We start from the raw sequence: 26,188 nt of genomic DNA, 5'->3' as shown, positions 1-26,188 counted from the left end.
ACGGGGCAGGACAACAGCATGAGCATCCCAGCAGACCAACGCAGACTGTTTCTCAGCGTCGCCGTCAACAGCACCGGCTCGGCGGGTCGCTCGTGGGCTTGGCCGGGTACCGAGTGGGGCCGCTTCAGCGACTGGAACCATTACCTGCGGTCGGCGCAGCTGGCTCACGACGGCGGCTTCGACATCGTGTTCCTGTCCGATCACCCTGCGCTGCAACGCGACAACTCCTCCCGACCGTTGCACAGCTTCGACCCCACGGTGCTGTTCACCGCGATCGCGGCGTCGGTGCCCGATATCGGGTTCTTCCTCACCGCCTCGTCGTCGTACAACTCGCCGTACAACCTTGCCCGCCGCCTGGCGACGCTGGACCACATCTCCGGCGGGCGGGTGATCTGGAATGTGGTGTCGAGCTTCAATCCCGATATCGCCGCCAACTTCAGCGCCGCGCCGTTGCCGCCGCGGGCCGACCGGTACCGCCGGGCCGATGAGTTCCTCGAGGTCGTCAAGAAGCTCTGGCTCAGTTGGGACACCCCGCACGGCGATGCACCCGCCGACACCGTCTGGGATGAGACGACCGCCCGCCGCATCGACCATCACGGCGAATTCTTCGATGTGGCAGGACCGTTGAACGTCCCGATCGGACCGCAGGGCCATCCGGTGATCGCGCAGGCCGGGGCATCACAGGCCGGCGTGGATCTGGCGGCCAAGCACGCCGACATCGTCTACGCATCGCTGCTGCACAAGCAGGCCGCCTTCGGCTACCGCGCACAGTTGCAGGAACGGGCTGCAGCCCATGGCCGCGACCCCGATGAGATACGGCTGATGCCCGGCCTCACCGTGATCACCGGCGCCACCCGCGAAGAGGCATACCGCAAGCACGAGGCACTGCACGGCCACGCGGGCGAGGAAGGCCTGATCGCCGACTTCCTCAAGCGCACCGCCCTTTTCGACATCGACGCCGATCTCGACCCGGACGCACCGCTGGATCCGCAGCTGTTCGCCTACGCCGAGGACCAGTTCCGGCCCGTCGGTTTTGTACGCTCCTATGCGGAACTAACCGCCGCCGAGTCGATCACGCCGCGCGAGTTGGTGCGCCGCGTCGAGGGTGGCCACCGGCTGGCCATCGGCACCCCGCGAGATGTCGCCGACACGATCCTGGACTGGTGGGGCGACGGCGCCGTCGATGGGTTCAACATCCACATCCCCGTCCTCCCCGACGGGATCGCCGAGTTCAACCGGGATGTCATGCCGCTGCTGAAATCCGCAGGCGCCGTTTCTTCCTCCTACGCCGGCGCGACCATTCGCGAACGTCTGCAGCTGCGGGACCCGCGCCGCGCACCTGCACCCGTCGGTCGATGACCCACACCGAGACGGTGCAGCCAACTCCGGCGGACACCTACGTCCGCAGAGTCAGCCACAGCTGATCACCGTCAGACCCGGCGCCGCTGTCGCTCGGCATCCAGTTCGACGCGAACCACGTCCACCGCCAGGCTCTGTCCGTAGCCGCGTCTGGCCAGCATCCCGACCAGACGTCGCATCACCTTCATGTCGTCACCATCGGCCAGCGACTCTCGACGCAGCCGGCTCTGCACCAGCTCTTCGGCACGTTGACGCTCCGCGGCGGCATCGATGTCCTCCAGCGCCGCGGAGATGATGTCATCTTCGACACCTTTTTTCCGCAACTCAGTGGCCAACGCGCGCTTACCTTTTCCAGCATGCACGCGACGAGACCGCACGTACTGTTCAGCGAAGTCGGCGTCGTCGATCAGCCCCGCAGAGGTGAGCCGGTTGAGCACCGTGGCGCTGACATCATCCGGAAACCCCCGCTCGGTGAGCTTGGTTTCCAGCTCGGCCCGGGTGCGCGCCCGCGCGGTGAGCAGACGCAGGCACAGTGACCGCGCCTGCTCCTCGCGCTTGTCGGACTGCTGCTCGTCAGAAGTCGACTGGGGCGGGCAGGACGTCATCAGCGGTCACCTCGGCGCCGATACCGAGCTTTTCCTTGATCTTCTTCTCGATCTCGTTGGCCGTGTCGGCGTTCTGCAGCAGGAAGTTGCGGGCGTTCTCCTTGCCCTGCCCCAGCTGCTCACCGTCGTAGGTGAACCAGGAACCGGACTTTCGGATGAAGCCGTGCTCGACACCCATGTCGATGAGCGAGCCTTCCCGAGAGATGCCCTTGCCGTACAGGATGTCGAACTCGGCCTGCTTGAACGGCGGCGACACCTTGTTCTTGACGATCTTGACGCGGGTGCGGTTGCCCACCGCGTCGGTGCCGTCCTTGAGGGTCTCGATGCGCCGCACGTCCATACGGACCGAGGCGTAGAACTTCAATGCCTTACCGCCGGTGGTGGTCTCGGGGGAACCGAACATCACGCCGATCTTCTCGCGCAGCTGGTTGATGAAGATGGCCGTGGTGCCGGAGTTGTTGAGCGCACCGGTGATCTTGCGCAGCGCCTGGCTCATCAGGCGGGCCTGCAGACCGACGTGGCTGTCGCCCATCTCGCCTTCGATTTCTGCACGCGGCACCAGGGCGGCCACCGAGTCGATGACCAGGATGTCCAGCGCCCCGGAGCGGATCAGCATGTCGGCGATCTCGAGGGCCTGCTCACCGGTGTCGGGCTGGCTGACCAGCAGCGAATCGGTGTCGACGCCGAGCTTCTTGGCGTAGTCGGGATCGAGAGCGTGCTCGGCGTCGATGAAGGCGGCGATACCGCCGGCAGCCTGGGCGTTGGCCACCGCGTGCAGGGCCACGGTGGTCTTACCCGAGGACTCCGGGCCGTAGATCTCGATGATGCGGCCGCGGGGCAACCCGCCGATACCCAGCGCCACGTCGAGGGCGATGGATCCGGTGGGGATCACCGAAATGGGCTGACGGACCTCGTCACCGAGGCGCATCACGGAGCCCTTGCCGTGACTCTTCTCAATCTGCGCGAGTGCGAGCTCGAGGGCTTTCTCGCGGTCCGGGGCCTGTGGCGCCATGGTGATGCCTCTTTCGCTAGTCGTGTTCTCTGACCGGTGTTGGTCGGTTGCTCGTAGGCTAGAGGTGCCCTCCGACAAAAAATCCCGACAAAAATTCCGACAGAACTTCCGGCCGAACACTCACCACAGTAGACGAACAGGTGTTCGATTCAAGCGGACACGCCGTGAAGATTCATCACCACTGGTCGCGAGGCACATCAAAATCGGCGCACAGGGCGCGCCACACGTCGCGGGGCTCGACACCGTCCTCGATGGCCTGCGCGGCGGTGCGACCGCCGACATCCGCCAGCACATGGTCGACGAGCAGCGAGGCTCCGCGCACGGAGCCGAACTGCGCGTCGACCAGGTCATGGAATTCGGTCAGCCGCACTCCACCAACTTACCCAACCGCTTCCTGGCACACCTGTACCGGATCGGCGACCGCACAGGACGTCGCCCCCGCCGCCGCCGCGGCCTCCCGGTACCGGGGCGAGGTGATCACGTCGCGCACCGCAGCGGCCAGCGCTTCCCTCGTCAGAGGCCGGATCAGCCGTCCACTACCTTGTCGCACAACACGATTGGCGATCTCCCACTGATCGCCTCCGCCGGGCACCACCACCATCGGTACTCCCGCCAGCAACGTCTTGGCCACGGCACCGTGACCGCCACCGCAGATCATCAGATCGGCACGGGCCAGCAGCTCGTCCTGTCGACCCAGGCCCGCCACCGCCCACGGCGGCAGATCCAGACCCGTCCCACCCAGCCGCGACACCGCCACGCGCGCACCGTCCGGCAACACCTCACCCGGCACCAGGACGTCGATGGCCAGTTCGGCCAGCCCCTGAGTACCCGTGGTCGCCGTCGACGGGGCCACCACCACCAGCGGTCCACCGCCCTCCGGCACCGCCAACAGCTCGGTGGTCGGCTCGAAGTGCAACGGGCCCACCACCACGGCCTCCTCCGGCCAATCCGGGCGGGGCACTTCCAATGCAGGCAGAGTGGCGATCAGCCGGCGCAGCGGCCCGGGATCCTCGGCGGGCAGCCCGATCCCGGCCCGGGCCTGCGCGCGCTGCCGCAAGCCCTGTTTCCACGATTTGGCGGTCAGTGCCCGCATCAGCGTGTCCCTGGCCCGGCCCCGCAGCCCCGTTCCGGGCGCCAGCCCACTGCCGATCGGCGGCAACCCCACCGAGGGCCGGTACAGCGGATGCGGGTTGAGCTCGATCCAGGGGAGTCCGAGCAGCTCGGCGGCCATGCCCCCGCAGGCGGTGATGACATCGGAGACCACCAGGTCGAAATCGCGTAGCTGCCCGGCATTGAGGACGGCCATCCGCGCCGCGCGTTGGTGGATCTTCGCACCGGCGTCGAGATCGTCATCGGCGGGATCCGGGTCGAGCCCCAGCAGTTCGCAGGCCTCGAACCCTTCGCCACGGGCCGTGTCCAACCAGGTGACCCCGGTGAACAACGTCGGTGCATGCCCGGCCGCTACGAAACGAAGGCACAGGGCGATGGCGGGAAACGCGTGCCCGGGGTCCGGGCCGGCGACCACCGCGACACGCATCGCCCTACCCTGCCACACGGCTGATCCGTAGGCTGACCGGCATGACTGAGCAGATCACCGAAACTGCCGCCTCGAACATCGCCACCGTGGAGAAGTTCCTTACCGCACTGCGGGACAAGGACCTCGACACCGCGGACTCGCTCCTGGCCGACGATCTGGTGTACCAGAATGTCGGCTTCCCGACGATCCGGGGCCGCAGCCGGACTATCAAGCTGTTCAAGGGCATGCAACGCCCGAGCCTGGGCTTCGACGTGAAGATCCACCGCACTGCCGCCGACGGGAACACGGTGCTCAACGAGCGCACCGACGTCCTGGCGTTCGGGCCGGTCCGGCTGATCTTCTGGGTGTGCGGCGTCTTCGAGGTGCACGATGGCCGAATCACGCTGTGGCGGGACTATTTCGACAACGTCGACTTCGCCAAGGCGATCGTGCGTGGTGTCGCCGGCGTGGCGGTGCCGTCACTGCAGCGGAAGTTCTGACCTGCGCCGAAGCGCGCGATCAGGCCCCGCGGGCCCGGTTCAGTCGGCCCAGCTCGTCGAATGCCTGCGCCCAGCCGAGCAGCCGGTCGGTGGCAGTGGTGAGCTGCTCCCGGTAGCGCTGCTGCGACATCACCGACACCGGCATGGAGCCCCCATTGGCCGCGGACACCAATTGCGCTGCGGCCGTGACCATCTCGTTGTACTGGCGCACGCCGTGGCCGAGCTGCGCGGTGAAGGCGTTGATGGTGGGCACCAGATAGTTGCGGGCGTGCGGGGTGGCCCGCACGGTGCGCTCCATGGAGACCACCTCATCGGCGGTCGCCATCATGGTGGCCGTGGTCTGATTGGCCGCCTCGGTGAGTTCCCGGATGTCATCGGCCGGCAGCAGTTGCCCGCGCTCGATCACCCCGATCAGTGACATCAGCCCCCGCTCGGAGGCACCCAGCGCGGACATCGCCGGCCGGGCCGCCGAGCCCGGCGGAGGGAGCCGACGGGTGCTCGCGGGTCGCTGCACCGGTAGCGGGGTGGCGCGAAGCCAGCGATACCGCAGCAGGAACAACGTCGCCGGGAAAGCGGCTCCACCCGCGATCACGATGGTGATAATCAGCGCCCAGAACGGCACACTCCACGCGGCCAGAAGTGCGGTGACCAGAATCCAGAACACCGACGAGACGGTGAAGAAGACGCCCAGGCGCAGCGCCCATTTGCGCTTGCGAAGCTGCCGGGCCCGCGGATCCGCCGCGAGGCTGAGCCGGTGCGCCACCACATCGGCTGCCTCACTGGCAGAGTCAAGCCCCCGCTGCAGTATCGAACCCCACTGCCGGGAGAACGGCTTGACTGCCACTGGTACGCCTCTCTACTGGCCGAGCGGGTTTTCGGGGGTGGTCTGCGCAGGTGTGGCCGGCGCAGTGTTCGGGGTGGCGGTGGGGCCCGAGGTCAACGCGTCTCCGCGCATCGAGGCCCGGATCTGCTCCAGCCGCGAGTGACCGGCCATCTGCACGCTGGCCTGCTGCACCTCGAGCATGCGGCCCTGTACCGAGTTCTGCGCGAGTTCGGCCTCACCCATGGCGTTGGCATAGCGGCGCTCGATCTTGTCGCGCACCTCGTCGAGGCTCGGGGTGTTCCCGGGGGCCGCCAGGTCGCTCATGGAGCGCAGCGACGCACTGACCTGCTCCTGCATCTTGGCCTGCTCGAGCTGAGACAGCAGCTTGGTGCGTTCGGCGATCTTGGTCTGCAACATCATCGCGTTCTGCTCGACGGCCTTCTTGGCCTGGGCGGCCGCCTGCAGCGACTGGTCGTGCAGGCCCTTGAGGTCCTCGACGCTCTGCTCCGCGGTGACCAGCTGGGCGGCGAACGCCTCGGCGGCATTGGTGTACTCGGTGGCCTTGGCCGAATCGCCCGCGGCGACGGCCTGGTCGGCCAGCGTGAGCGCCTGACGCACATTGGCCTGCAGCTTTTCGATATCGGCGAGCTGGCGGTTCAGCCGCATCTCCAGCTGGCGCTGGTTGCCGATCACCTGAGCAGCCTGCTGGGTGAGCGCCTGGTGCGTGCGCTGGGCTTCCTCGATGGCCTGCTGGATCTGCACCTTGGGATCAGCGTGCTCGTCGATCTTGGAGTTGAACAGCGCCATCAGATAGCGCCACGCCTTCACGAACGGATTTGCCATGGGGTTCGTTCCGCCTTCGTTTCGTCGTCGCCGTTGAAGTTGATGTCTGCCCAGATAGCCAAACGGAGCAGTACGTGCGTACCGCCCAATTTATCCGCTAGACGCAGATAGCCACACCCCCGCGCCGGGGTGCGGGGCCAAAATGTCGGATCAGGCCACTGCCATGGTGGCGCGTTCCTGGACAACAGGAGGGATCACGACCTTGGTGCTGGCATCGATGTTGGTGGCCCCGACCGGCTCGCTGAGGACCTCGTGGCGGGCCATCCGCTCGCCCGCGTCGATCAGCACCCGCGACAGCGGGACATCCAGGGCGGAGCAGATGGCGCTCAGCAGCTCCGACGACGCTTCTTTGCGGCCGCGCTCGACCTCGGAGAGGTAGCCGAGACTCACCATCGCGGCATCGGAGACCTCGCGCAGGGTCCGACCCTGCGATGTCCGGGCGCGACGGAGCACGTCGCCAACGACCTCACGCAGCAGTGCCGTCATCGCGCTCTCCTAACGTTTCGTGTGCGGTTGTCTCCAAGATGAACGTCATCCACGACGGAGATGGTTCCCGCTCGGCCAATCCGATCCGCCACTGTGAGACAACAGTCAGTCGAGCCGGGCCAACAGCGTCAGGACCGCCTGGTGCACCGACTCCTGCCGGATGTCCCAACGGTTACCGGAAAGGTGCAGCTCACTGACATCGCAGCCGGCGGGACCGGCCACCCCGACGAACACCGTCCCGACTGCGTGACCGCCGTGTGCCTGCGGCCCGGCCACCCCGGTGAGCCCGACTCCCCAGGTGGTGGCGCACCGCTGTCGCGCGCCGACGGCCATCGCTTCCGCCGTGGGTGCGGCCACCGGTCCGACGCCGGCCAGGATCTCCGGGGCGACCCCCGCGAGCGCGATCTTGGTGGCCTCGGTGTAGGTGATCAATCCGCCGAGCAGCACCCTGCTGGCGCCCGGCACCCCGGCCAGAGTCGCGGCCAGGAGCCCGGCGGTCAGGGACTCCGTGGTGGCGACGGTTTCACCCCGGGCCGTGAGCTCGGCGACCAGCAGGCGGGCATGGTCGCCGAGGCTGTCAGGCAGCAGCGGATCGTGCACGCGCGCCCCGCAACGCCGACAGTGCGTAATCGATGCCGGTCAGCACCGTCAGGGCGAGCGCCAACCACATGATCACCCACGCCCCGGTATGCCAGGCGCCGGACAGCGGCAGGATGAACAACCCGATCGCCGTGGCTTGGACCAACGTCTTGAGTTTGCCGCCCCGGCTGGCGGGGATGACGCCGTGCCGGATGACCGCCAGTCGTAACAACGTGACGCCGATCTCCCGGAACAGGATGACCGCCGTCAACCACCAGGGCAGATCACCCAGCATCGACAGACCGATCAACGCGGCCCCGATCAGCATCTTGTCGGCGATCGGGTCGGCAAGCTTGCCGAATTCGGTGATCAGGTCATAACGGCGGGCCAGGTAGCCGTCGAGGTGATCGGTGATCACCGCAGCGACGAAAATCGCGAAAGCCGTTATCCTGCTAGCGGTTTCGTGGCCATCACCGGCAAAAAGCACCAACAGGAAGACCGGCACCAGTACCAGCCGGAAACCGGTGAGGATATTGGCGATGTTGGCAACCCTGACGCGACGGACCGCCGGAGGAGTTTCAGGATGGCCCGACACTGGAACAGAATATCGGGTGGCGGGACCACCCCCCGCAGCCGATACTCTCGATCCGTGAGCGGGCTGACCGTGCGCCGGGCGCGTACCTCGGATGTTCCGGCGATCAAACACCTCGTCGACACCTATGCGGGCAAGATCCTGTTGGAGAAAAGCCTGGTCACTCTGTACGAGTCGGTGCAGGAGTTCTGGGTGGCCGACCGCGAGGGTGAGGTCCTCGGCTGCGGGGCGCTCCACGTGTTGTGGTCCGACCTCGGCGAAGTGCGCACGGTGGCGGTGCACCCCAAGGTGCAGGGCCACGGCGTCGGGCACCGCATCGTGACGCAACTACTCGACGTCGCCCGCGACCTGCAGTTGCAGCGACTGTTCGTGCTCACCTTCGAGACCGAGTTCTTCGGCCGGCACGGGTTCACCGAGATCGAGGGCACGCCGGTGACCGCCGAGGTGTACGAGGAGATGTGCCGCTCCTACGACGTCGGCGTTGCCGAGTTCCTCGACCTGTCCTACGTGAAGCCGAACATCCTCGGTAACACGCGCATGCTGCGCATCCTCTAGCGTCGTCTGGAAGTCGTCCTCTAGAAGTCGTCCGCGTCCGCGTCCGCCCCGTTGGCATCGGCCCCACCACGGATCAGTGCCAGCGTGCCCGCCAGCTCATCGGGTTTGACCAGCACCTCGCGCGCCTTGGACCCTTCCGACGGGCCGACGATGCCGCGGGTCTCCATCAGGTCCATCAGGCGACCTGCCTTGGCGAAGCCCACCCGCAGTTTGCGCTGCAGCATCGACGTCGAGCCGAACTGCGACGACACCACCAGTTCGACGGCCTGCAGGAACACGTCCATGTCGTCACCGATATCGGGGTCGACGTCCTTGCGCTCGCCGGCCTTGACCGCGGTGACACCCTCGGTGTACTCCGGCTCGGCCTGCTCCTTGGTGGCGGTGACCACGGCGTGGATCTCCTCGTCGGAGATGAACGCGCCCTGCAGACGGATCGGCTTGTTGGCGCCCATCGGCAGGAACAGTCCGTCACCCATACCGATGAGCTTCTCGGCGCCGGGCTGATCCAGGATGACGCGGCTGTCGGTCAGCGACGACGTGGCGAAGGCCAGCCGGGACGGCACGTTGGTCTTGATCAGACCGGTCACCACGTCCACCGAGGGCCGTTGCGTGGCCAGCACCAGGTGGATACCGGCGGCGCGGGCCTTCTGGGTGATGCGGACGATCGCCTCTTCGACGTCGCGCGGGGCGGTCATCATCAGGTCCGCGAGCTCGTCGACGATCGCCAGGATGTAGGGATACGGCTTGTAGACGCGCTGGCTGCCCAGGGGCGCGGTGATCTCCCCGGAGCGCACCTTCTCGTTGAACACGTCGATGTGCCGCACGCGCGAGGCCTGCATGTCCTGGTAGCGCTGCTCCATCTCCTCGACCAGCCAGGACAGCGCGGCGGCCGCCTTCTTGGGTTCGGTGATGATCGGCGTGATCAGGTGTGGAATGCCTTCGTACGGCGTGAGCTCCACCATCTTGGGGTCGATCAGGATCATCCTGACCTCCTCCGGGGTGGCGCGGGCGAGCAGCGAGACCAGCATCGAGTTCACGAAGCTCGACTTGCCGGAGCCGGTGGAGCCGGCCACCAGCAGGTGCGGCATCTTCGCGAGGTTCGCCGAGATGAAGTCGCCCTCGATGTCCTTGCCGAGGCCGATCACCAACGGGTGATGGTCGCGACGCGTCGACGGCGCGGTCAAAACGTCGGAGAGCCGGACCATCTCGCGGTCGGTGTTGGGCACCTCGATACCGACGGCGGACTTGCCCGGGATCGGCGCCAGCATGCGCACGCTCTCGGTGGCCACGGCGTAGGCGATGTTGCGGTGCAGTGCGGTGATCTTCTCGACCTTGACGCCGGGCCCCAGTTCCACCTCGTAGCGGGTGACCGTCGGCCCGCGCGTGCAACCGGTGACCCGGGCGTCGACCTTGAACTGCTGCAGCACCGAGGTGATGGCGTCTTCCATCACCTCATTGGCGGCGCTGCGGAGCTTCGGTGGATCACCGGCGATCAGCAGGTCCAGCGACGGCAGGTTGTAGGGACCCTCCACCACCCGGTCCAGCGCCAGGGTCTCTTGTTTGGGTACGGGCTTCGGAGCCGGTTCGGCGACCTTGGGCTTCTTGCGAGAAGCCTTGGCCGGCATCGGTTCCGGTACCGTCGGCGCCTCGTCGGCCGGTTCGGCCAGCGGGTAGTTGTCCATCGGTGACCCACCTGGCCACGTCTCGGGCTCGTCGGCACCGTAGGCGGCGGGGTCGTCGTAGTAGCCGTCGGAGAAGTCTTCCGTCCGGGCGCCCGCATCATCGGCGCGCTCGTCGTAATCGTCATCGTCGTCTTCGTAATAATCACCGCCCCGCTCGAACCGCGTGCTGAACATCGCGTGCAGCGTTGCCGGTACCTCACGAATGGTGGTGCCGGTCAACAACAACAGCCCGAACAGCACGCCCATGATCAGCAGGGGCGCGGCGATCCAGACAGTCAGGCCGTCCGACAGCGGTCCGCCGATCGCGAATCCGATGAACCCCGCGGCGTCCTGACGTCCCGTCGGTGCGCTCGGCGCGCCCGACCACATGTGCCACAAGCCCAGGACCGGCAGCCCGATCATCAGGCTGCCGAGAATCAGGCGCGGCCGGGTCTCCGGATTCGGTTCCGTGCGCATCAGCGTCACGGCGATGACGGCGATCAGCACCGGAAGCACTCCGACCGCTCCGCCGACGAGCACCCGCAGAGCGCTGTCGATCCACGCTCCGACCGGACGCGCGGCCTCGAACCACGAACTGGCGGCAATGACCACCGCGACACCGAGCAGAGCCAGCGCGATGCCGTCACGTCGATGCCCGGGCTCGATGTCGTGGGCGCGGCCCACCGACCGGGCGGTGCTGCCGGCCCCCTTTGCCAGCATCAGCCACGCCGCGCGCGAGGCCCGCCCGACGGCGACGCCGGCGCCCCCCACCACGCCACCGTGACCGCCACCCTTTGCAGCCTTCTTGCGGGCGGGCGCCTTCTTGCGCGGAGCAGGTGGGCGCGCCGACCGGGAAGTGGCCTTTGACCTGCTGGTTTTGGCCCCGGAACGCGCGGCGGTCTTACTTGCCATAGAGGTCAGCCTAGTCGCAGTAACCCCATCTGCACCATCCGCCACACAGGTCACGATCCGATTACCGCACTGTCCGCGGGGTACGCCCGGGACATGGATTGGCTGCTCGCTCCCGAGTACGCCTGGGGCCGGATGATCCTGCAGCGCGGTGTCGCGGCGATTTATGTGGTCGCGTTTCTCTGCGCGGCACTGCAATTCCGCGCCCTGCTGGGGTCCCACGGACTGCTACCGATCCCCCGGTTCCTGGCCAGGAGTTCGTTCCGGGCCCGGCCGAGCATCTTCCACGCCTACTACTCGGACCGGTTCTTCGCCCTCATCTGCTGGGCGGGCGTGGTCCTGGCCGCGGCGATGGTGGTGGGCCTGACCGACCTGGTGCCGCTGTGGGCCTCGGTCCTGTTGTGGCTGACACTGTGGGGCCTGTACTTGTCGATCGTCAACGTCGGGCAGACCTGGTACTCGTTCGGGTGGGAGTCGTTGCTCCTGGAGACGGGATTCCTCGTCGCGTTCCTCGGCAATGACGACACCGCACCGCCGCTGCTGATCCTGCTGCTGGTGCGGTGGTTGGTGTTTCGCGTCGAGTTCGGCGCCGGAATGATCAAGCTGCGCGGCGACAAATGCTGGCGCGATCTGACCTGCCTGTACTACCACCACGAAACCCAACCGATGCCGGGGCCCCTGAGCTGGTTCTTCCACCATCTCCCCGGGCCGCTGCACCGCGTGGAGACCGCGGGCAATCACGTGGCGCAACTGATCATCCCGTTCGGACTGTTCGCACCGCAGCCGGTGGCGGGTATCGCGGCGGGCATCATTGTGATCACCCAACTGTGGCTGGTCGCCTCCGGCAATTTCTCGTGGCTGAACTGGCTGACGATCGTGGCGGCCTGCAGTGTGATCGACAACCGCACGGTGACATGGCTCAGCGGGCTGGCACCTCCGGCCACCGCAGCCGACCAGCCGGTGTGGTTCACCGCGCTGGTGTGCGCGGTGGCAACCGTGCTCCTGGTGTTGAGTTGGCAACCGGCCCGCAATCTGGTGTCGCGGCGGCAACGGATGAACAGCACCTTCGACCCGTTCCACCTGGTGAATGCCTACGGCGCGTTCGGCACCATCAGCCGCACCCGCGAGGAGATCGTGCTGGAGGGCACCGACGACGAGCATCTGGGCCCTCACACCCACTGGCAGGAGTACGGGTTCCGCGGCAAACCGGGTGATGTGCGGCGACTGCCCCGCCAGTTCAGTCCGTACCACCTGCGGCTGGACTGGCTCATGTGGTTCGCCGCCCTTTCACCGTCGTACGCCCAACCCTGGCTCAGCAGGCTCTGCCTGGCCATGCTGACCGGCGATCGCACCATCGTGAAACTGTTGGCCCACAATCCTTTCCCGGAGACACCTCCCACGTATGTCCGGGCCCGGCTCTACCGGTACCGGTTCACCACCGCCGCCGAGCTTCGCCGCGAGCGCGCCTGGTGGCGACGTGAACTGCTCGGTGACTACCTGGCACCGGTCAGCTTGGCGCAGGCTCGCGCACTGAGTCGGTTCAACCGAATATAGCTCTGCCTCAACATGATTGGACCGAATCAGACCGGGAAATGGGCAGCGGTGACGCTCGCCGACGATCTCAACGCCGCTGTGATGAGTACCGGGTCCGGGAAATCAGCGGGTTACCAGGTTCCGGCCTGAAGCTCGCGGCCTCGTGGTGGTGGTATCTCCGCTCGTCGCATCGAAACACGACCGGTTCAGCGCCCTCGCACACACCTCGGGCTCGGAACCCTCTTCGCACCGCCCTCCTCGACGACGACCTGGTACGTCGCATCGTCTCGATCTTGCGGCCGGACAGCCCCACCAGACTCACGCGGCTGCGCGACAGGCTCGGCGTCCGGGGCCGTGCTCTCACCCGAACCGTGAACCTCCTGGAAAGCGCGGCGGCTACCGCACCCTGTCGGTACAGGCCATCCGGGAACAGCAGCTCCTGACGGTTGCGCCGGCGCACGACGGGTAATCGCCTGTCGTGGCCAAGCTCAAGACCTCAGCGGCCGAGTACGTGCCCGACACGGTGGACCTCGATGCGCTGGCGTCCGCAGCCCGCGACTGCCACGGCTGCGATCTGTACCGCAACGCCGAGCAGACGGTGTTCGGGGCCGGCACGCGGTCTGCGCAGCTGATGCTGGTGGGCGAACAGCCCGGCGACCAGGAAGACCGCGCGGACAAGCCGTTCGTCGGCCCTGCGGGACGTCTGCTCGACAAGGCACTCGCAGCGGCCGGGATCGACCGCGATCCGGTCTACGTCACCAACGCGGTGAAACATTTCAAGTTCACCGAGCGGGGCAAACGGCGTATTCATCAGACCCCGAGCCGCACCGAGGTGGTGTCGTGCCGTCCATGGCTGCTGGCCGAATTGGACGCGGTGCAGCCCGACGTCGTGGTGCTGATGGGTGCCACCGCCGCGAAGGCGCTGTTCGGCAACGACTTTCGTCTGACCGCCCGCCGCGGCGAGGAACTACGACTCCCGGAGCTCGACATCAACGCCGAGCCCCGGGTGGTGGTGACGGTGCACCCCTCGGCGATCCTGCGCGGGCCGGTCGACAGTCGCGACGAGGCCTTCGACGCGCTCGTCGCCGATCTGCGGTTCGCCGCGGGCTTGCTGTCACACTGAGTGTGACCCGGATCACCTTGCCGAGCGTATCGGTAGGCGGCCTAAGGTCAGAGTCCGATCTCATTTTGACTCATCGAGGAGCCTCCATGCCGGTAGTCGTCGTCGCGACGTTCAATGTCAAGCCCGAATCGGTGGACGCCGTTCGCGAGGCGGCCACGCGAGCGATCGCCGCGGTACACCAGGAGCCCGGCTGCGACCTCTACGCACTGCACGAGGGTGAGAACTCGTTCGTGTTCGTCGAGCAGTGGGCCGATGCCGACGCGCTCAAGACCCACAGCACCGCGCCTGCGGTCACCGGGCTGTTCGGTGAGATCGGGCCGCACCTCGACGGTGCGCCGGATATCAAGATGCTGACGGCGGTCCCGGCCGGTGATCCAGCCAAGGGCACACTGCGGCACTGACATGGGCGCCCTCGACGGACAAGTCGCTTTCATCACCGGCGCGGCGCGCGGGCAGGGCCGCGCGCATGCGGTCAAGTTGGCGTCCGAAGGCGCCGACATCATCGCGGTGGACCTGTGCGATCAGATCGCGTCGGTGCCCTACCCCATGGCCACCCCGGACGACCTGGCCGCGACGGTCAAACTCGTCGAGGACACCGGCGCCCGTATCGTCGCGCGTGCGGCCGACGTCCGCGACCGGACGGCCCTGAAAACCGCCCTCTGGGAGGGCATCGAGGAACTCGGCACCCCGCGGATCGTCATCGCCAACGCGGGTATCGCGCCGATGGCCGGCGAGGATGCGTGGCAAGACGTCCTGGACGTCAACCTCACCGGCGTCTACTACACCGTGGACGTGGTGATGAAGCCGATGATCAAGGCCGGCAAGGGCGGATCGATCGTGCTGACCAGTTCGGTGGCAGGCCTGGTGGGGCTGGCATCACCGATGGCCGGCTCACTGGGCTACGCCGCGGCCAAACACGCCATCGTGGGCCTGATGCGGGTGTATGCCAATCTGCTTGCGCCGCACAGTATCCGGGTGAACTCGGTGCATCCGGCGGGGGTGAACACCCCGATGATCGACAATGACTTCACCCGCAGCTGGCTGGAGGGCCTGGCGCAGGAATCGCAACAAGGTCCCGATATGGGCAACGCCCTGCCGGTCCAGACGCTGGAACCCGAAGACGTCGCCAACGCGGCCTTCTACCTGGTGTCCGACGCCGGCCGCTACATCACCGGGGTGACGCTGCCGGTGGACGCGGGGTACGTGAACAAGCGCTGACGGCGATTCAACGCTGGGCGGCAACCACATTCGGTCCCGAGATCCTGGCTGTCATCAATCAGCGCGGTCAGGGCGCACCGGCTCTGTGAAAAGTCCGGTCGACGCATCCGGGTGCATGGTCATCCGAGATGAGAGCTCTCTCATCTGCGATTCATGGAGGCGACATCACCGCCCCGTTGACTTGTCGGCATGCGCGCCGCTGTCATCGCCCTGGTCTCGCTGATCGCGTTCGCCGGTGTCGGCGCAGTAGCGGTGAGCCTGCTGCCCAGCGCCGACAGTGCGCCCCTGCACCCGATCCAGGTGAATGCACCGAAGATCGCCCCCGTGCAGCCCCAGGCACCCGCATCGTCTCCCCCGGTCCCGGCGGCGACACCGCCGCCGGGACCACCTCCCACTCCTGTGCCGCATGCGCCGCGCACCCAGGCCAACCTGCGCGATGTCCCAGAACCCCCGCCGCCGCTGATCCACGGCGGAGGGCGGGACGACGACGATGACGGGGATGACGACGACGGAGATGACGATGGCGACGACTGACACCGGCGCCCGGCAAGATGGTCCTCAGTCATGCCACAGCAAGGAAGTCAGTGAGCCCTCGCAGTACCGGAATCGCGCCTGCGTGGCGACGCATCCTCCCGTCGACCGCTCGCACCCGCATCATCGCCTGGGTGCTGCTGCTGGTGTTCGCGGCGCTGGGAGTGGTGACGCTGGTGACGTGGCTGCTGCTGATCTCCGCGGCCAACGCGCGGATGGATGAAGCGCTGCGCGTGGAAGTCCAGGAGTTCAACGAGCTGACCGCCCCGGGGGTCAATCCGCGCACCGGAGAACCGTTTGCGGGCGTCGACGAGGTGATCCAGGAGGCGATCGCCTACAACATCGCCCGGCCGAATGAGAAATTCCTCGGGTACGTCGACGGCGAATCCGGACGCAGAGCAGGCAGGAACCCGGCACTCCCGAAGTGCTGGCCCGCGACGCCGCGTTCGCCGAGCTGGTGGCCTCCGTCGCCGAGCCGACAGAGGGACGCTATGAGCATTCCGATGTCGGCGAGGTCCGTTACCTGGCGATACCGGTGACACTGGGCGGCGATCCGGCGCGCGGGGTGATCGTGGCCGCCTATCTGGGCGACGCCGAGCGAGCCGACGCCGATGCGGCGGCCCGGCTGATGCTGCTGGTGGGCTCGGCGACACTACTGGGCGCCGCCGGAGCAGCGTGGCTTCTGGCGGGGCGCATTCTGCGGCCGCTACGCGATGTCGCCGACACCGCCCGGATCATCACCGACACCGATCTGTCCCTGCGCATCCCCACCCGCGGCGGCGACGAGCGCGACGAACTCAACACGCTGGTCAACACGGTGAACCAGATGCTGGACCGGGTGGAGGCCGGGGTTGCCGGTCAACGCCGGTTCATCGATGACGCCGGCCATGAACTACGCACCCCGATCACCATCGTGCGAGGTCACCTGGAAGTGCTCGATCCCGAAGACCCTGCCGATGTCCGCTCGACGGTGGCGCTGGTGGACGACGAGCTGACCCGGATGAACCGGATGGTGTCCGACCTGCTGCTGTTGGCGCAGTCGGCGCAGCCGTCATTCCTGCAACCCGAATCGGTGGACGTCGCCGGGCTGACCGAGGACATCTTCGTCAAACTCTCCGGACTGGGTGACCGTGATTTCCAGCTGCAGTCCACCGCCGCGGTCACCGCCGTCCTCGATCCTCAGCGCATCACCCAGGCACTGGTGGCGCTGGCCGACAATGCGTGCCGGTTCACCGCGCCGGGCGGGTGGATCGGTGTCGGCTCGCAGGCGTCGGGCAATCGGCTACGACTGTGGGTGTCGGACTCCGGGCCCGGCGTCAGCCCCGAGGATCGGGCCCGCATCTTCGAACGCTTCGCCCGCGGCGGCCAAGGCCGCCGGCACGCCGACGGCGCCGGCCTCGGTCTGTCGATCGTGCGGGCCATCGCCGTGGCGCACGGCGGCGAGGTACTGCTCGACAGCATGCCCGGCCGGGGCGCCACGTTCACCGTGACCATCCCACTCATGGAGCGCCCGTGGCGGCCGTCCTGATCGCCGAAGACGAGCCGCGTATCGCCTCGTTCATCCAGAAAGGCCTGTCCGCCAACGGGTTCACCGTCACCGCGGTGGCCGACGGAACGTCGGCGTATGAGTTCGCTCGCACCGGAGACTTCGACCTCCTGGTCCTCGACATCGGGCTGCCCGGTCTGGACGGTTTCGGCGTGCTGGCGAAGCTGCGCTCGGAGGGCAGCCCCATTCCGGTGATCATGCTGACCGCGCGCACCGGCGTCTCGGACACCGTGGCGGCGTTGGAGGGCGGCGCGGACGATTACATGCCCAAGCCGTTCCGGTTCGAGGAGTTGTTGGCCCGAGTGCGGCTGCGGCTGGCGGGAGAGCGCGCGCCGGAGTTGACGGTGCTGAGTTGCGGCGGCCTGGCTCTCGATCTGCGGACCCGGCGCGCCCAGGTGGCGGGCCGCACCGTGGACCTGTCGGCGCGCGAATTCGCCTTGGCTGAAACGTTTCTCCGCCATCCCGGTCAGGTGCTCTCCCGCGAACAGCTGCTGAGCCAGGTGTGGGATTATGACTACGATCCCGGTTCCAACGTCGTCGACGTCTACGTCCGCTACCTGCGCCGTAAGCTGGGCGCAGCCCGGTTCGTCACCCTACGCGGCATGGGTTACCGACTCGAAGCCATTCCCTGACGGCCGCTGGCAGTCCCCCGCGAACGGGACGCCGTTCGGGGATCAGATCTCGATGACGGTCGGCACGATCATCGGCTGACGCCGATACGTCTCGCCCACCCACTTGCCCACGGCACGACGCGCGGCCTGAGCGATGCGGGTGACATCGGTGACTCCTTGCTCCGCAAGGCTTTCCAGGTCGGTGGTGACCTTGCGCGCGGCAGGCTCCAACGCCTTGGGGTCCTCCGAGAACCCGCGCGAGTGCAGATGCGGCGGCCCGGCCAGCTTTCCGGTGCCACGCCGCACGATCACCGTCACCGCGATGAATCCTGATGACAACACCAGGCGCTCGCCGAGTGTGGCGTCACCGACGTCACCCATGATCAGGCCGTCGACGAACATCTTGCCCACCGGCACGGCGCCGGCAATGCTGACCTTGCCGCCCACCAGGTCGACGCTGACGCCGTTTTCCGCCAGCACGATCGAATCGGCGGGCACCCCGGTCTTCTCGGCCAGCGCGGCGTTGGCCCGCAGGTGTCGCCACGTTCCGTGCACCGGCATCACATTCCGCGGGCGGATCCCGTTGTAGAGGAACAGCAGCTCTCCGGCGTAAGCGTGTCCCGACACATGAATGCGCACCTGCTGATTGGTCACCACCCGCGCACCCAGCTTGGCCAGCGCGTCGATGACCCCGAAGATCGCCTCTTCGTTCCCCGGGATCTGCGACGACGACAGGATGATCAGGTCGCCGTCGGTGAGCGTGATACTGCGATGCTCGCCGCGTGACATCCGCGACAGCGCCGCCATGGGTTCGCCCTGAGTACCGGTGGTGATCAACACGACCCGGTCGACAGGCATCATCTCCGCCGCACCGATGTCGAGTACGTCGTCGTCGGCGACGTTGAGGAAACCGAGTTCTTTCGCGATGGCCATGTTGCGCACCATGGAGCGGCCCACGAAGGAGACCTTGCGGCCCAGCGCCACCGCAGCGTCGATGATCTGTTGTACCCGAGCGACATTCGACGCGAAGCAGGCCACGATGACGCGTCCCTCGGCAGAGCGGATCAACCGGTGCAGGTTGGGACCGATCTCGCTTTCCGACGGGCCCACGCCGGGTATCTCGGCGTTGGTCGAGTCGCACAGGAACAGGTCCACGCCGGAGTCACCGAGGCGCGACATCCCCGGCAGATCGGTGGGCCTGCCGTCGAGCGGTAACTGGTCGAGCTTGATGTCACCGGTGTGCAGGACGGTGGCGCCCCCGGCGTAGACCGCGATGGCCAGCGCGTCCGGGATGGAGTGGTTGACGGCGAAGTATTCACACGAGAACACGCCGTGATTGCTGCTCTGCCCTTCGGCCACCTCGGTGAACACCGGTTTGATGCGGTGCTCGCGGCACTTGGCGGCCACCAGCGCCAAGGTGAACTTGGAGCCGACCACGGGGATGTCGGGACGTAGTTTCAGTAGATGTGGAATGGCGCCGATGTGATCCTCGTGCGCATGGGTCAACACCAGCGCCTCGATATCGTCGAGCCGATCCTCGATGTGCCGCAGATCCGGCAGGATCAGGTCGACGCCGGGCTCGTCGTGACCGGGGAACAACACCCCGCAGTCGATGACCAGGAGCCGACCGAGATGCTCGAAAACGGTCATGTTACGGCCGATTTCGCCGATACCGCCCAATGCTGTGACTCGCAGTCCGCCGGGGGCGAGCGGTCCGGGCGGAGCGAGGTCGGTGCTCACGTTTGGTTCATCCTCTTGTCAGCGCAACACACCGGCCGCGCGCATGTCGGCGGCGAGTGTTTCGAGTTGAGCATCGGTGGCAGGCATCTGCGGCAACCGGGGATCACCGACCTCGATGCCCTGCAGACGAAGCCCGGCCTTGGACAGCGTGACACCGCCGAGACGGCTTTGCGCGGCGCTCAACGGCGCCAGCGTGACCGCGATCTTGCGGGCGGTGGACAGATCACCGGAATTGAACGCGGTGAGCAGGTCGCGCAGCGCACCCGCGGCCAGATGGCCCCACACGCTGATGAAGCCGGTGGCCCCCATGGCCAGCCACGGCAGATTCAGCGCGTCGTCGCCGGAGTAGTAGGCAAGGCCGGTCTCGGCCATGGTCAGCGCCCCGCCGTGCAGGTCCCCCTTGGCATCCTTGACAGCGACGATGTTGGGGTGGAACGCCAGTTCACGCAGAGTGTTCCACTCGATCGGGATCGACGACCGCGGCGGGATGTCGTAGAGGATCACCGGTAGGTCGGTGGCGTCGGCGACGGTGTTGAAGTGTGCGATCAGGCCCGACTGGGGTGGTCGCGAGTAGTACGGGGTGACCACGAGAAGCCCGTGCGCCCCCTCAGCGGCCGCGGCCTTGGAGTTGTGCACGCTGTGCGCGGTGTCGTAGGTACCGGTTCCGGCGATGACACGTGCCCGGTCACCCACTGCCTCCAGGACAGCGCCCAGCAGTGCGAGCTTCTCGTCATCGGTGGTGGTGGGGCTCTCACCGGTGGTGCCGGAGACGACCAGGCCGTCGCAGCCGCTGTCGACCAGGTGGTTCGCGAGCTTCTTGGCGGTCACCAGATCGAGGGAGCCGTCCGGGCGCAACGGCGTCACCATGGCAGTCAGCACGGTGCCCAAACGTGCGCTGACGTCGATTCCGCTGGTGCTCACGGGCCTAAGGTTACCTGCCACAGCAAGCCGGTTCGCAGCGTGCTGACCTACGCTTCGGTGGCCAGCGGCGAGGTCGCCACCTCCGAGCCGTCCGCCAGCGTGGTGATCTCGAAATCGGCGAACACCGACGGGGCCGTCCCGGCCAGCTGCCGCAGGCAGGCGATGGCCAGCCGGCGAATCTCGATGTCGGCGTGCTCGCTGGCCCGCATGGCGATGAAGTGCCGCCACGCGCGGAAGTTACCGGTGACGACGATGCGGGTCTCCGTGCCGTTCGGGAGCACCGCGCGGGCGGCCTGACGCGCCTGTTTGCGGCGCAGCGTGGCATTGGGCACGTCGGCCAGCTTGTCCTCCAGGCGGCGCAGCAACTCGGTGTAGGCCCTGCGACTGGCGTCGGCGGCTTCGGTGAACAGCTGCTCGAGTTCGGGGTCGTTCTCGATTCCCGGCGGCACCACCACCTGGGAGTCGTGCTCGGGGACGTAACGCTGGGAGAGCTGGGAGAACGAGAAGTGGCGATGCCGGATCAGCTCATGTGTACATGAGCGCGAGATGCCGGTGATGTAGAACGTCACGCTGGCGTGCTCGAGAACGGAGAAATGTCCGACGTCGATGATGTGCTGCAGGTAGCCCGCGTTGGTGGCGGTTCTCGGGTTCGGTTTCGACCAGCTCTGATAGCACGCCCGACCCGCGAATTCGACCAGGGCCTGCCCGCCGTCGGCGTCGGTGTCCCAGGGCACGCCGGGTGGGGCGGTGAACTCGGTCTTGGCGATCAGGTGCACGCGCAGCGGGGCGGTCTCGGCCACGCGGTGAGCCTAACGGGAGTCGATCGCCGATGCGGGCGAGGGACGAGCCCGGGCGCCGCGCCGGCTCGCACTGCGCCCCGTTGACTGCGCTCGAAACCAAGGTCGATGACACGAACATCCGGGGTGGCCTGCTCCCGCAAGCAGCGCGCCGTCCCGTCGTGATCAGAGCGCCCGTGGGCGACCGACGCCACGAATAGCGCTGTGTCAAAAGCGTTTTCGGGTCTTTTCAGATCGTCCTTCTGCGAATCAGGTCAGCGGCTTTCTCCCCGATCATGATTGTGGCGGCGTTGGTGTTGACGGGGACGATTCTGGGCATGATGGACGCGTCCGCCACTCGCAGGCCGGCGAGGCCGTGCACACGCAACTCCGGGTCGACCACCGCGTCCGGCCCGGTACCCATCGCGCAACTGCCGACAGGGTGGTAATACGTGCCGGTGCTGCGTGCAAGGAAAGAACGCAGCGCCGCCTCGTCGATGACGTGCGGTCCCGGGAGCACCTCGCGACCACGCCAGGGCGCGAAGGGCTTGGTGGCCGCGATCTCGCGGGCGACGTTGAGGCCGTGCAGCATTCGCTGTACGTCGGACTCCACGCCGAGGTAGTTCGGATCAATCAGGGGCGCAGTCTCGGGTTGTGGGCCGGCGAGACGGATCGAGCCGCGCGCCTCGGGCACGGTCGCTATCGCGAACGTGAAGCTGTTGGCCGGCGCCTCCAGGTGGGGCAGGTGAAACGGCACGTGAATGAACATCAGTTGCATGTCCGGACCCGCCAGCGAATCGTGGCTGCGCCAGAGCATCGACGTCTCGGCGAGGTTGGTCCGGCCGGCGGGGATGGGTTGGGTAGCTTCGTAGATGACGCCGCAGAGCGGATGGTCGTGCAGGTTTCGACCCACGCCAGGCAGGTCGTGCACAACGGTGACACCGGCGGTTTCGAGCTCGCCGGCCGGCCCGATCCCGGACAGCAGCAGTAACCGGGGTGAGTCCACCGCCCCCGCACTGAGTACCACCTCGGAGTCTGCGTGCGCGGTGACCAGTTCGCCGCGTTGCAGGAAGTCGACACCGACGCACCGATTTCCCTCGAGTCGCAGTCGTTGAGCCCGGGAGTCGGTGGAGATGGTGAGGTTGGGTCTGAGGTCGCTCACCGGGTCCAGATAAGCGGCGGCTGTGCTCTGCCGGGCCCCCAGCGAGATCGACAGGTCATGCCAGCCCGCGCCCTCGGGACAGGCGCCGTTGAGATCGCCGGTCAGCGGGTAGCCCGCGGCGGCCGCTGCGTCGAGGAACACCTGCGAAAGCGGGTTGGCATTCTCGGCCGAGGCGGGCGCAGGGGCCATGGGCCCCTCCGTGCCGCGGTAACGCGGATCTCGATCGCTGACTGTCTCGATTCGCCGGAAGTAGGGCAGAACGGAGTCGTAATCCCAGCCGGTGCAACCTGCCTTCGCCCAGGCATCGAAGTCATTCGGATGCCCCCGCAAGAACACCATCGCGTTGATGCTGCTACTACCGCCGAGCGTGTGGCCGCGTGGCCAGTTGTGCGAAAGCCCGTCGGTGCCCGCCTGCGGGACGGTGTTGTAGGCGTAGTCAACCGTGGTCCCCCACAGCGTCGGCCATGCCGGCGGGGTTCCGATCTCGGGTCGTGTGTCGGCCGAACCGGATTCGAGCAACAGCACCCGAACCGTCGGGTCCTCGGACAGCCGGGCGGCGAGCACGCAACCGGCCGATCCGGCGCCGATCACGACGTAGTCGTAGTGGCCGGCGGTGGTGTCTTGCATCTGGGTTCCTCACTTGTCTGCGGTCTGTGGGTTTGCCTTCTGCCGGAAGCGCCCCGTGGGCGGACGGTGGTTCAGCTTCGAGTCGAGTCGGCGGCCTGGTTGATCAGGTCGGCGACGGCATCGGGCTGAGACACGGTCACCGCGTGCGACGCCTTGATCTCCACCGTGTGCGAATTCGCCCGTTGACCCATGAATCGCATGGACTCTGCCGGAATGGCGAGGTCCTCGGTGGTGACCATGTTCCACGACGGTATGGACTTCCACGCCGCCTTGGTTGCCGACTCCTCCAGTGCGGCAGCAGCAATGGGCCGCTGAGTGGCTGCCATCAACGCGGTGACGTCTTCGGCGACATCAGCGGCGAACACCCTGCGAAACTCATCCTGCTTGATGTAGAGGTCACTGCCCTCCTGACCACCTGGACCTGGGAACGGCACCGTATCCAGCGCTGGGCCCAGCTCACCGCCGGGGAATTTCGCCGCCACCTGCCCAGTGCTCTCCCCCTCCTCGAGGATGAAACTCGCGATGTAGACGAGCGCCTTCACATTCGCCAACCCGTCGGCGGCCTGGCTCATCACCGACCCCCCGTAGGAGTGTCCGGCCAACACCACCGGACCTGGGACACTCTGGACCACACTGCGCACGTACTCCGCATCAACCGCCAAGCCGCGCAACGGATTGGCCGCGGCAATTACCGGATAGCCGGCGGCCTCGAGCTTGCTGATCACCGGATTCCAGCTCGAAGAGTCGGCAAAGGCACCATGAACCAGCACGACGGTCGGCTGATCGGTCGGCGCAGCCGGCTCGGCTTCGGCAGCCCCGCAGCCGGCCGTGAGCGCCGCCACCGCGACCCCGACGATCGTCGTCGTCAGAACAGTCTTGAGCATCTTCTGAAGCCTTTCCGAAGGAGGACGGTCACTGGCGCCGCCCTGACGCCTGCTGTAATACGCAATATATTGCATGTTGGATTAGGTCGTTTGTCAAGGTCCATGCGTGTCGAGACACAAACGGCACAGCCTCCCGCTACGGGAGAGTCAAGCGAGTCGCCGACGCCGTGGCGCCCGGCGAACAGCAGGGTCGTCGCGTTCCTACCAGCTCACGCCGACACCAAATCCACTGTGGCAGAGCGTCATTACTCATCGCCCACCGGCCGCACGGCACGACCCCGCGCATCGGAGGTCGCTGCTACCGGGTGGGTACCCTCAGGGTCCGCACATCGCGCTTCACCTGAGGGCGCGCCGCAACTCCCCCACCAGGTCGCCGCGGTCGCCGACGGTCACCTCGGCCAGGCCCAGCCACTGCGCCATCGTGGTCAGTTCCTTGGCCAGCGCGGCGGCCACCCGACCCGAATCCTGACCGTCCTCGGTGAACGCCCCCACCACGTGGAGCGCATCGAGTGCCCGCTCGGCTTTCAGATCGACCCGACCCACCAACTCGCCGTCCAGCAGGAACGGCCACACGTAGTAACCGAACTGCCGTTTCGGCGCCGGGGTGTAGATCTCGATGCGGTAGTGAAAGTTCCACAGCCGCTCCACCCGCGGCCGGAAGAAGATCAGCGGGTCGAAGGGACACAGCAGCGCCGTTCCGCGGTCGGCCCGCGGCACCGTCTGCCCCGCCGCCAGATAGGCCGGCGCACTCCAGCCGGCCACCTCGACACGTTCGACTTGCCCTTCGGAAACCAGTTGCGCGAGTGCAGGTTTCACCTGCCCTGCGGCCAACCGGAAGTAGTCCCTGATATCGGCCTCGGTGGCCACCCCCAGCGCACCCGCTGCTCGCAGAGCCAGCTCGCGGACGGCCTCGTCGTCGTCGACCTCGCGGGCGAGCACCTCCGGTGGCAGCACCCGTTCACTGAGGTCGTAGTGCCGGGCGAACCCGACGCGGGTGGCGGTGGTCAACACCCCGGAGGCGAACAAGGCCTCAGCCACCCATTTGGTGTCGCTGCGATCCCACCAGGGACCCTTACGCCCCCGCGGTTCCGACTCCAGATGAGCTTCGATCTGGCCCGCCGTCGACGGCCCGAGTTCGGTGACCGCCGCGATCACGTCGTCGATGAGCTGCGGGTTCTTCGCAACGATCTCTTTGCCCCACCGCCCCTGGTGGTACTGGCGCATGCGCCAGCGCAACAACGGCCAGTCGTCGACGGCCATCAAAGCGGCTTCATGCGCCCAGTACTCGACCAGCAGGCGCGGCGCCCTGGTGCTGTGACTCCACGCAGCGCGGTCCAGCACATCGCGGTCGTAGGGCCCGAGCCGGCTGAAGACCGGGGCATAATGGGCACGCACCGCCACCGACACCGAGTCCAGCTGCAGCACCTGGATCCGAGAGATCAGCTTGCGCAGGTGCGCGCGGGTGACCGCGCCGCGCGGCGCGGGCTCGGCGAAACCCTGAGCGCTGACGGCCACCCGGCGCGCCTGTGCGGCCGTGAGCTTCACGACCGTTGATAGCTGTAGAACCGGTAGCGCAGCCCCGACGAGCTGTCCTTCCAGTTCTCCTCGGTACCGACCCACGACTCGTCGAGAACCGGCGCCAGAGCGTCGTCATCCTCCCTGCGCAGGTCGATGTCCACCTCGGTGACCTCACAGCGCGTCGCAAGCGGCAGCGCCAAACCGTAGATCTGCGAGCCGCCGATCACCCAGGCGTCGTCGAGCGGGGCGTCCTCGAGGGACCTGACCACTTCAGCACCGTCGGCCATGTAGTCAGACTGCCGGGTGACTACGACATTTCTGCGGCCTGGCAGCGGGCGGAACTTCGCGGGCAGGGACTCCCAGGTCAACCGGCCCATGATGACCGTGTGCCCCATGGTGAGCTCCTTGAAGCGGGCCATGTCCTCGGGTAGCCGCCAGGGTATGCCGTTGTCGCGGCCGATGACGCCCGACGACGATTGCGCCCAGATCAGGTTGAGGCCGCTCACGACTTTGCACCGCCTTGGACGCCGGCAACGCGCTGCGCCCAGATCAGACCGA

General features: G+C 67.1%; 28 protein-coding genes. 11 read left to right on the top strand and 17 right to left on the bottom strand.

Going from position 1 to position 26,188, the window contains the following annotated elements:
• Positions 1 to 18 precede the first annotated feature (18 nt).
• Positions 19 to 1,359 carry an NtaA/DmoA family FMN-dependent monooxygenase gene (locus AC3A6P_RS15200; RefSeq protein WP_487692455.1) on the top strand — a complete coding sequence of 447 codons (1,341 nt, stop codon included), beginning with the start codon at positions 19 to 21 and terminating at the stop codon, positions 1,357 to 1,359.
• A gap of 71 nt (positions 1,360 to 1,430) precedes the next feature.
• On the opposite strand, the gene recX is transcribed toward AC3A6P_RS15200, so the two are convergent.
• The 4 genes from recX to AC3A6P_RS15180 form a co-directional block, all read right to left on the bottom strand.
• A complete protein-coding gene (gene recX, locus AC3A6P_RS15195) occupies positions 1,431 to 1,964 on the bottom strand; it encodes a recombination regulator RecX (RefSeq protein WP_487692454.1) in 534 nt (177 codons plus the stop codon).
• Positions 1,933 to 2,976, bottom strand: a complete 1,044-nt coding sequence (gene recA, locus AC3A6P_RS15190) for a recombinase RecA (RefSeq protein ID WP_487692453.1) — start codon at positions 2,974 to 2,976, stop codon at positions 1,933 to 1,935. The genes recX and recA overlap by 32 nt, the downstream gene beginning before the upstream one ends.
• 175 nt (positions 2,977 to 3,151) lie before the next feature.
• The gene (locus AC3A6P_RS15185; RefSeq protein WP_487692452.1) at positions 3,152 to 3,346 is read right to left on the bottom strand and encodes a DUF3046 domain-containing protein; all 195 of its coding nucleotides are present in this window, start codon (positions 3,344 to 3,346) and stop codon (positions 3,152 to 3,154) included.
• Between the two features lie 9 nt (positions 3,347 to 3,355).
• On the bottom strand, positions 3,356 to 4,513 hold the full coding sequence (locus AC3A6P_RS15180) for a glycosyltransferase (RefSeq protein WP_487692451.1): 1,158 nt from the start codon (positions 4,511 to 4,513) through the stop codon (positions 3,356 to 3,358).
• A 41-nt stretch (positions 4,514 to 4,554) separates the two neighbouring features.
• On the opposite strand from AC3A6P_RS15180, the gene AC3A6P_RS15175 reads away from it, so the two are divergent.
• Entirely contained in the window at positions 4,555 to 4,992 is a 438-nt protein-coding gene (locus tag AC3A6P_RS15175; RefSeq protein ID WP_487692450.1) for a limonene-1,2-epoxide hydrolase family protein, read from the top strand.
• Between the two features lie 19 nt (positions 4,993 to 5,011).
• On the opposite strand, the gene pspM is transcribed toward AC3A6P_RS15175, so the two are convergent.
• The 5 genes from pspM to pgsA all read right to left on the bottom strand — a co-directional run bounded on the left by pspM (position 5,012) and on the right by pgsA (position 8,318).
• Entirely contained in the window at positions 5,012 to 5,836 is an 825-nt protein-coding gene (gene pspM / locus AC3A6P_RS15170) for a phage shock envelope stress response protein PspM (protein ID WP_487692449.1), read from the bottom strand.
• A gap of 12 nt (positions 5,837 to 5,848) precedes the next feature.
• The gene (gene pspA, locus AC3A6P_RS15165) at positions 5,849 to 6,658 is read right to left on the bottom strand and encodes a phage shock protein PspA (protein WP_487692448.1); all 810 of its coding nucleotides are present in this window, start codon (positions 6,656 to 6,658) and stop codon (positions 5,849 to 5,851) included.
• A gap of 150 nt (positions 6,659 to 6,808) precedes the next feature.
• Positions 6,809 to 7,144 carry a transcriptional regulator ClgR gene (clgR, locus tag AC3A6P_RS15160; protein WP_487692447.1) on the bottom strand — a complete coding sequence of 112 codons (336 nt, stop codon included), beginning with the start codon at positions 7,142 to 7,144 and terminating at the stop codon, positions 6,809 to 6,811.
• A gap of 105 nt (positions 7,145 to 7,249) precedes the next feature.
• Positions 7,250 to 7,744 (bottom strand): CinA family protein, encoded by a 495-nt coding sequence (locus tag AC3A6P_RS15155; protein WP_487692446.1) that lies wholly within the window; start codon positions 7,742 to 7,744, stop codon positions 7,250 to 7,252.
• The gene (gene pgsA / locus AC3A6P_RS15150; protein ID WP_487692445.1) at positions 7,722 to 8,318 is read right to left on the bottom strand and encodes a CDP-diacylglycerol--glycerol-3-phosphate 3-phosphatidyltransferase; all 597 of its coding nucleotides are present in this window, start codon (positions 8,316 to 8,318) and stop codon (positions 7,722 to 7,724) included. The genes AC3A6P_RS15155 and pgsA overlap by 23 nt, the downstream gene beginning before the upstream one ends.
• On the opposite strand from pgsA, the gene AC3A6P_RS15145 reads away from it, so the two are divergent.
• The gene (locus AC3A6P_RS15145; RefSeq protein WP_487692444.1) at positions 8,307 to 8,870 is read left to right on the top strand and encodes an amino-acid N-acetyltransferase; all 564 of its coding nucleotides are present in this window, start codon (positions 8,307 to 8,309) and stop codon (positions 8,868 to 8,870) included. The genes pgsA and AC3A6P_RS15145 overlap by 12 nt on opposite strands.
• Positions 8,871 to 8,890: 20 nt before the next feature.
• On the opposite strand, the gene AC3A6P_RS15140 is transcribed toward AC3A6P_RS15145, so the two are convergent.
• Entirely contained in the window at positions 8,891 to 11,443 is a 2,553-nt protein-coding gene (locus AC3A6P_RS15140) for an FtsK/SpoIIIE family DNA translocase (protein ID WP_487692443.1), read from the bottom strand.
• A gap of 93 nt (positions 11,444 to 11,536) precedes the next feature.
• Between AC3A6P_RS15140 and AC3A6P_RS15135 the strand changes: the two genes are divergently transcribed.
• The 8 genes from AC3A6P_RS15135 (at position 11,537) to AC3A6P_RS15100 (ending at position 18,023) form a co-directional block, all read left to right on the top strand.
• Positions 11,537 to 12,994: a lipase maturation factor family protein gene (locus AC3A6P_RS15135; protein ID WP_487692442.1), complete on the top strand. Its 1,458-nt coding sequence runs from the start codon at positions 11,537 to 11,539 to the stop codon at positions 12,992 to 12,994.
• A 457-nt stretch (positions 12,995 to 13,451) separates the two neighbouring features.
• A complete protein-coding gene (locus AC3A6P_RS15130; RefSeq protein ID WP_487692441.1) occupies positions 13,452 to 14,096 on the top strand; it encodes a UdgX family uracil-DNA binding protein in 645 nt (214 codons plus the stop codon).
• Between the two features lie 86 nt (positions 14,097 to 14,182).
• On the top strand, positions 14,183 to 14,497 hold the full coding sequence (locus AC3A6P_RS15125) for a putative quinol monooxygenase (RefSeq protein ID WP_487692440.1): 315 nt from the start codon (positions 14,183 to 14,185) through the stop codon (positions 14,495 to 14,497).
• A 1-nt stretch (position 14,498) separates the two neighbouring features.
• The gene (locus AC3A6P_RS15120) at positions 14,499 to 15,314 is read left to right on the top strand and encodes a mycofactocin-coupled SDR family oxidoreductase (RefSeq protein ID WP_487692439.1); all 816 of its coding nucleotides are present in this window, start codon (positions 14,499 to 14,501) and stop codon (positions 15,312 to 15,314) included.
• A 189-nt stretch (positions 15,315 to 15,503) separates the two neighbouring features.
• Positions 15,504 to 15,848, top strand: coding sequence for a hypothetical protein (locus AC3A6P_RS15115; protein WP_487692438.1), 345 nt, complete (start codon positions 15,504 to 15,506; stop codon positions 15,846 to 15,848).
• 50 nt (positions 15,849 to 15,898) lie between these two features.
• The gene (locus AC3A6P_RS15110; protein ID WP_487692437.1) at positions 15,899 to 16,384 is read left to right on the top strand and encodes a hypothetical protein; all 486 of its coding nucleotides are present in this window, start codon (positions 15,899 to 15,901) and stop codon (positions 16,382 to 16,384) included.
• Positions 16,270 to 17,373: a sensor histidine kinase gene (locus tag AC3A6P_RS15105; protein ID WP_487692436.1), complete on the top strand. Its 1,104-nt coding sequence runs from the start codon at positions 16,270 to 16,272 to the stop codon at positions 17,371 to 17,373. The genes AC3A6P_RS15110 and AC3A6P_RS15105 overlap by 115 nt, the downstream gene beginning before the upstream one ends.
• Positions 17,358 to 18,023 carry a response regulator transcription factor gene (locus AC3A6P_RS15100; RefSeq protein ID WP_487692435.1) on the top strand — a complete coding sequence of 222 codons (666 nt, stop codon included), beginning with the start codon at positions 17,358 to 17,360 and terminating at the stop codon, positions 18,021 to 18,023. Before AC3A6P_RS15105 ends, AC3A6P_RS15100 begins: the two co-directional genes overlap by 16 nt.
• Positions 18,024 to 18,065: 42 nt before the next feature.
• Here AC3A6P_RS15100 and AC3A6P_RS15095 read toward each other — a convergent pair whose 3' ends face one another.
• The 7 genes from AC3A6P_RS15095 to AC3A6P_RS15065 form a co-directional block, all read right to left on the bottom strand.
• The gene (locus AC3A6P_RS15095; RefSeq protein WP_487692434.1) at positions 18,066 to 19,742 is read right to left on the bottom strand and encodes a ribonuclease J; all 1,677 of its coding nucleotides are present in this window, start codon (positions 19,740 to 19,742) and stop codon (positions 18,066 to 18,068) included.
• Positions 19,743 to 19,760: 18 nt separating this feature from the next.
• A complete protein-coding gene (dapA, locus tag AC3A6P_RS15090; RefSeq protein ID WP_487692433.1) occupies positions 19,761 to 20,663 on the bottom strand; it encodes a 4-hydroxy-tetrahydrodipicolinate synthase in 903 nt (300 codons plus the stop codon).
• A gap of 47 nt (positions 20,664 to 20,710) precedes the next feature.
• The gene (thyX, locus tag AC3A6P_RS15085; RefSeq protein WP_487692432.1) at positions 20,711 to 21,463 is read right to left on the bottom strand and encodes an FAD-dependent thymidylate synthase; all 753 of its coding nucleotides are present in this window, start codon (positions 21,461 to 21,463) and stop codon (positions 20,711 to 20,713) included.
• 226 nt (positions 21,464 to 21,689) lie between these two features.
• Positions 21,690 to 23,228, bottom strand: a complete 1,539-nt coding sequence (locus tag AC3A6P_RS15080; RefSeq protein WP_487692431.1) for a GMC family oxidoreductase — start codon at positions 23,226 to 23,228, stop codon at positions 21,690 to 21,692.
• Positions 23,229 to 23,299: 71 nt separating this feature from the next.
• Positions 23,300 to 24,112, bottom strand: coding sequence for an alpha/beta fold hydrolase (locus AC3A6P_RS15075; RefSeq protein WP_487692430.1), 813 nt, complete (start codon positions 24,110 to 24,112; stop codon positions 23,300 to 23,302).
• A 336-nt stretch (positions 24,113 to 24,448) separates the two neighbouring features.
• Positions 24,449 to 25,657 (bottom strand): winged helix-turn-helix domain-containing protein, encoded by a 1,209-nt coding sequence (locus AC3A6P_RS15070; RefSeq protein ID WP_487692429.1) that lies wholly within the window; start codon positions 25,655 to 25,657, stop codon positions 24,449 to 24,451.
• On the bottom strand, positions 25,654 to 26,136 hold the full coding sequence (locus AC3A6P_RS15065) for a dihydrofolate reductase (RefSeq protein WP_487692428.1): 483 nt from the start codon (positions 26,134 to 26,136) through the stop codon (positions 25,654 to 25,656). Before AC3A6P_RS15065 ends, AC3A6P_RS15070 begins: the two co-directional genes overlap by 4 nt.
• Positions 26,137 to 26,188 lie beyond the last annotated feature (52 nt).

Source organism: Mycobacterium sp. Soil_C_30, from assembly GCF_057656995.1.
This window is presented reverse-complemented; position numbering and strand designations above follow the sequence as displayed.

What these genes read in the sequence shown, in the direction of transcription:
- AC3A6P_RS15200 (WP_487692455.1), top strand. Translation starts at nt 19, where the DNA reads ATGAGCATCCCAGCAGACCAACGCAGACTGTTTCTCAGCGTCGCCGTC.
- recX (WP_487692454.1), bottom strand. Translation starts at nt 1,964, where the DNA reads ATGACGTCCTGCCCGCCCCAGTCGACTTCTGACGAGCAGCAGTCCGAC.
- recA (WP_487692453.1), bottom strand. Translation starts at nt 2,976, where the DNA reads ATGGCGCCACAGGCCCCGGACCGCGAGAAAGCCCTCGAGCTCGCACTC.
- AC3A6P_RS15180 (WP_487692451.1), bottom strand. Translation starts at nt 4,513, where the DNA reads ATGCGTGTCGCGGTGGTCGCCGGCCCGGACCCCGGGCACGCGTTTCCC.
- AC3A6P_RS15175 (WP_487692450.1), top strand. Translation starts at nt 4,555, where the DNA reads ATGACTGAGCAGATCACCGAAACTGCCGCCTCGAACATCGCCACCGTG.
- pspA (WP_487692448.1), bottom strand. Translation starts at nt 6,658, where the DNA reads ATGGCAAATCCGTTCGTGAAGGCGTGGCGCTATCTGATGGCGCTGTTC.
- clgR (WP_487692447.1), bottom strand. Translation starts at nt 7,144, where the DNA reads ATGACGGCACTGCTGCGTGAGGTCGTTGGCGACGTGCTCCGTCGCGCC.
- AC3A6P_RS15145 (WP_487692444.1), top strand. Translation starts at nt 8,307, where the DNA reads ATGGCCCGACACTGGAACAGAATATCGGGTGGCGGGACCACCCCCCGC.
- AC3A6P_RS15140 (WP_487692443.1), bottom strand. Translation starts at nt 11,443, where the DNA reads ATGGCAAGTAAGACCGCCGCGCGTTCCGGGGCCAAAACCAGCAGGTCA.
- AC3A6P_RS15135 (WP_487692442.1), top strand. Translation starts at nt 11,537, where the DNA reads ATGGATTGGCTGCTCGCTCCCGAGTACGCCTGGGGCCGGATGATCCTG.
- AC3A6P_RS15125 (WP_487692440.1), top strand. Translation starts at nt 14,183, where the DNA reads ATGCCGGTAGTCGTCGTCGCGACGTTCAATGTCAAGCCCGAATCGGTG.
- AC3A6P_RS15120 (WP_487692439.1), top strand. Translation starts at nt 14,499, where the DNA reads ATGGGCGCCCTCGACGGACAAGTCGCTTTCATCACCGGCGCGGCGCGC.
- AC3A6P_RS15115 (WP_487692438.1), top strand. Translation starts at nt 15,504, where the DNA reads ATGCGCGCCGCTGTCATCGCCCTGGTCTCGCTGATCGCGTTCGCCGGT.
- AC3A6P_RS15080 (WP_487692431.1), bottom strand. Translation starts at nt 23,228, where the DNA reads ATGCAAGACACCACCGCCGGCCACTACGACTACGTCGTGATCGGCGCC.
- AC3A6P_RS15075 (WP_487692430.1), bottom strand. Translation starts at nt 24,112, where the DNA reads ATGCTCAAGACTGTTCTGACGACGACGATCGTCGGGGTCGCGGTGGCG.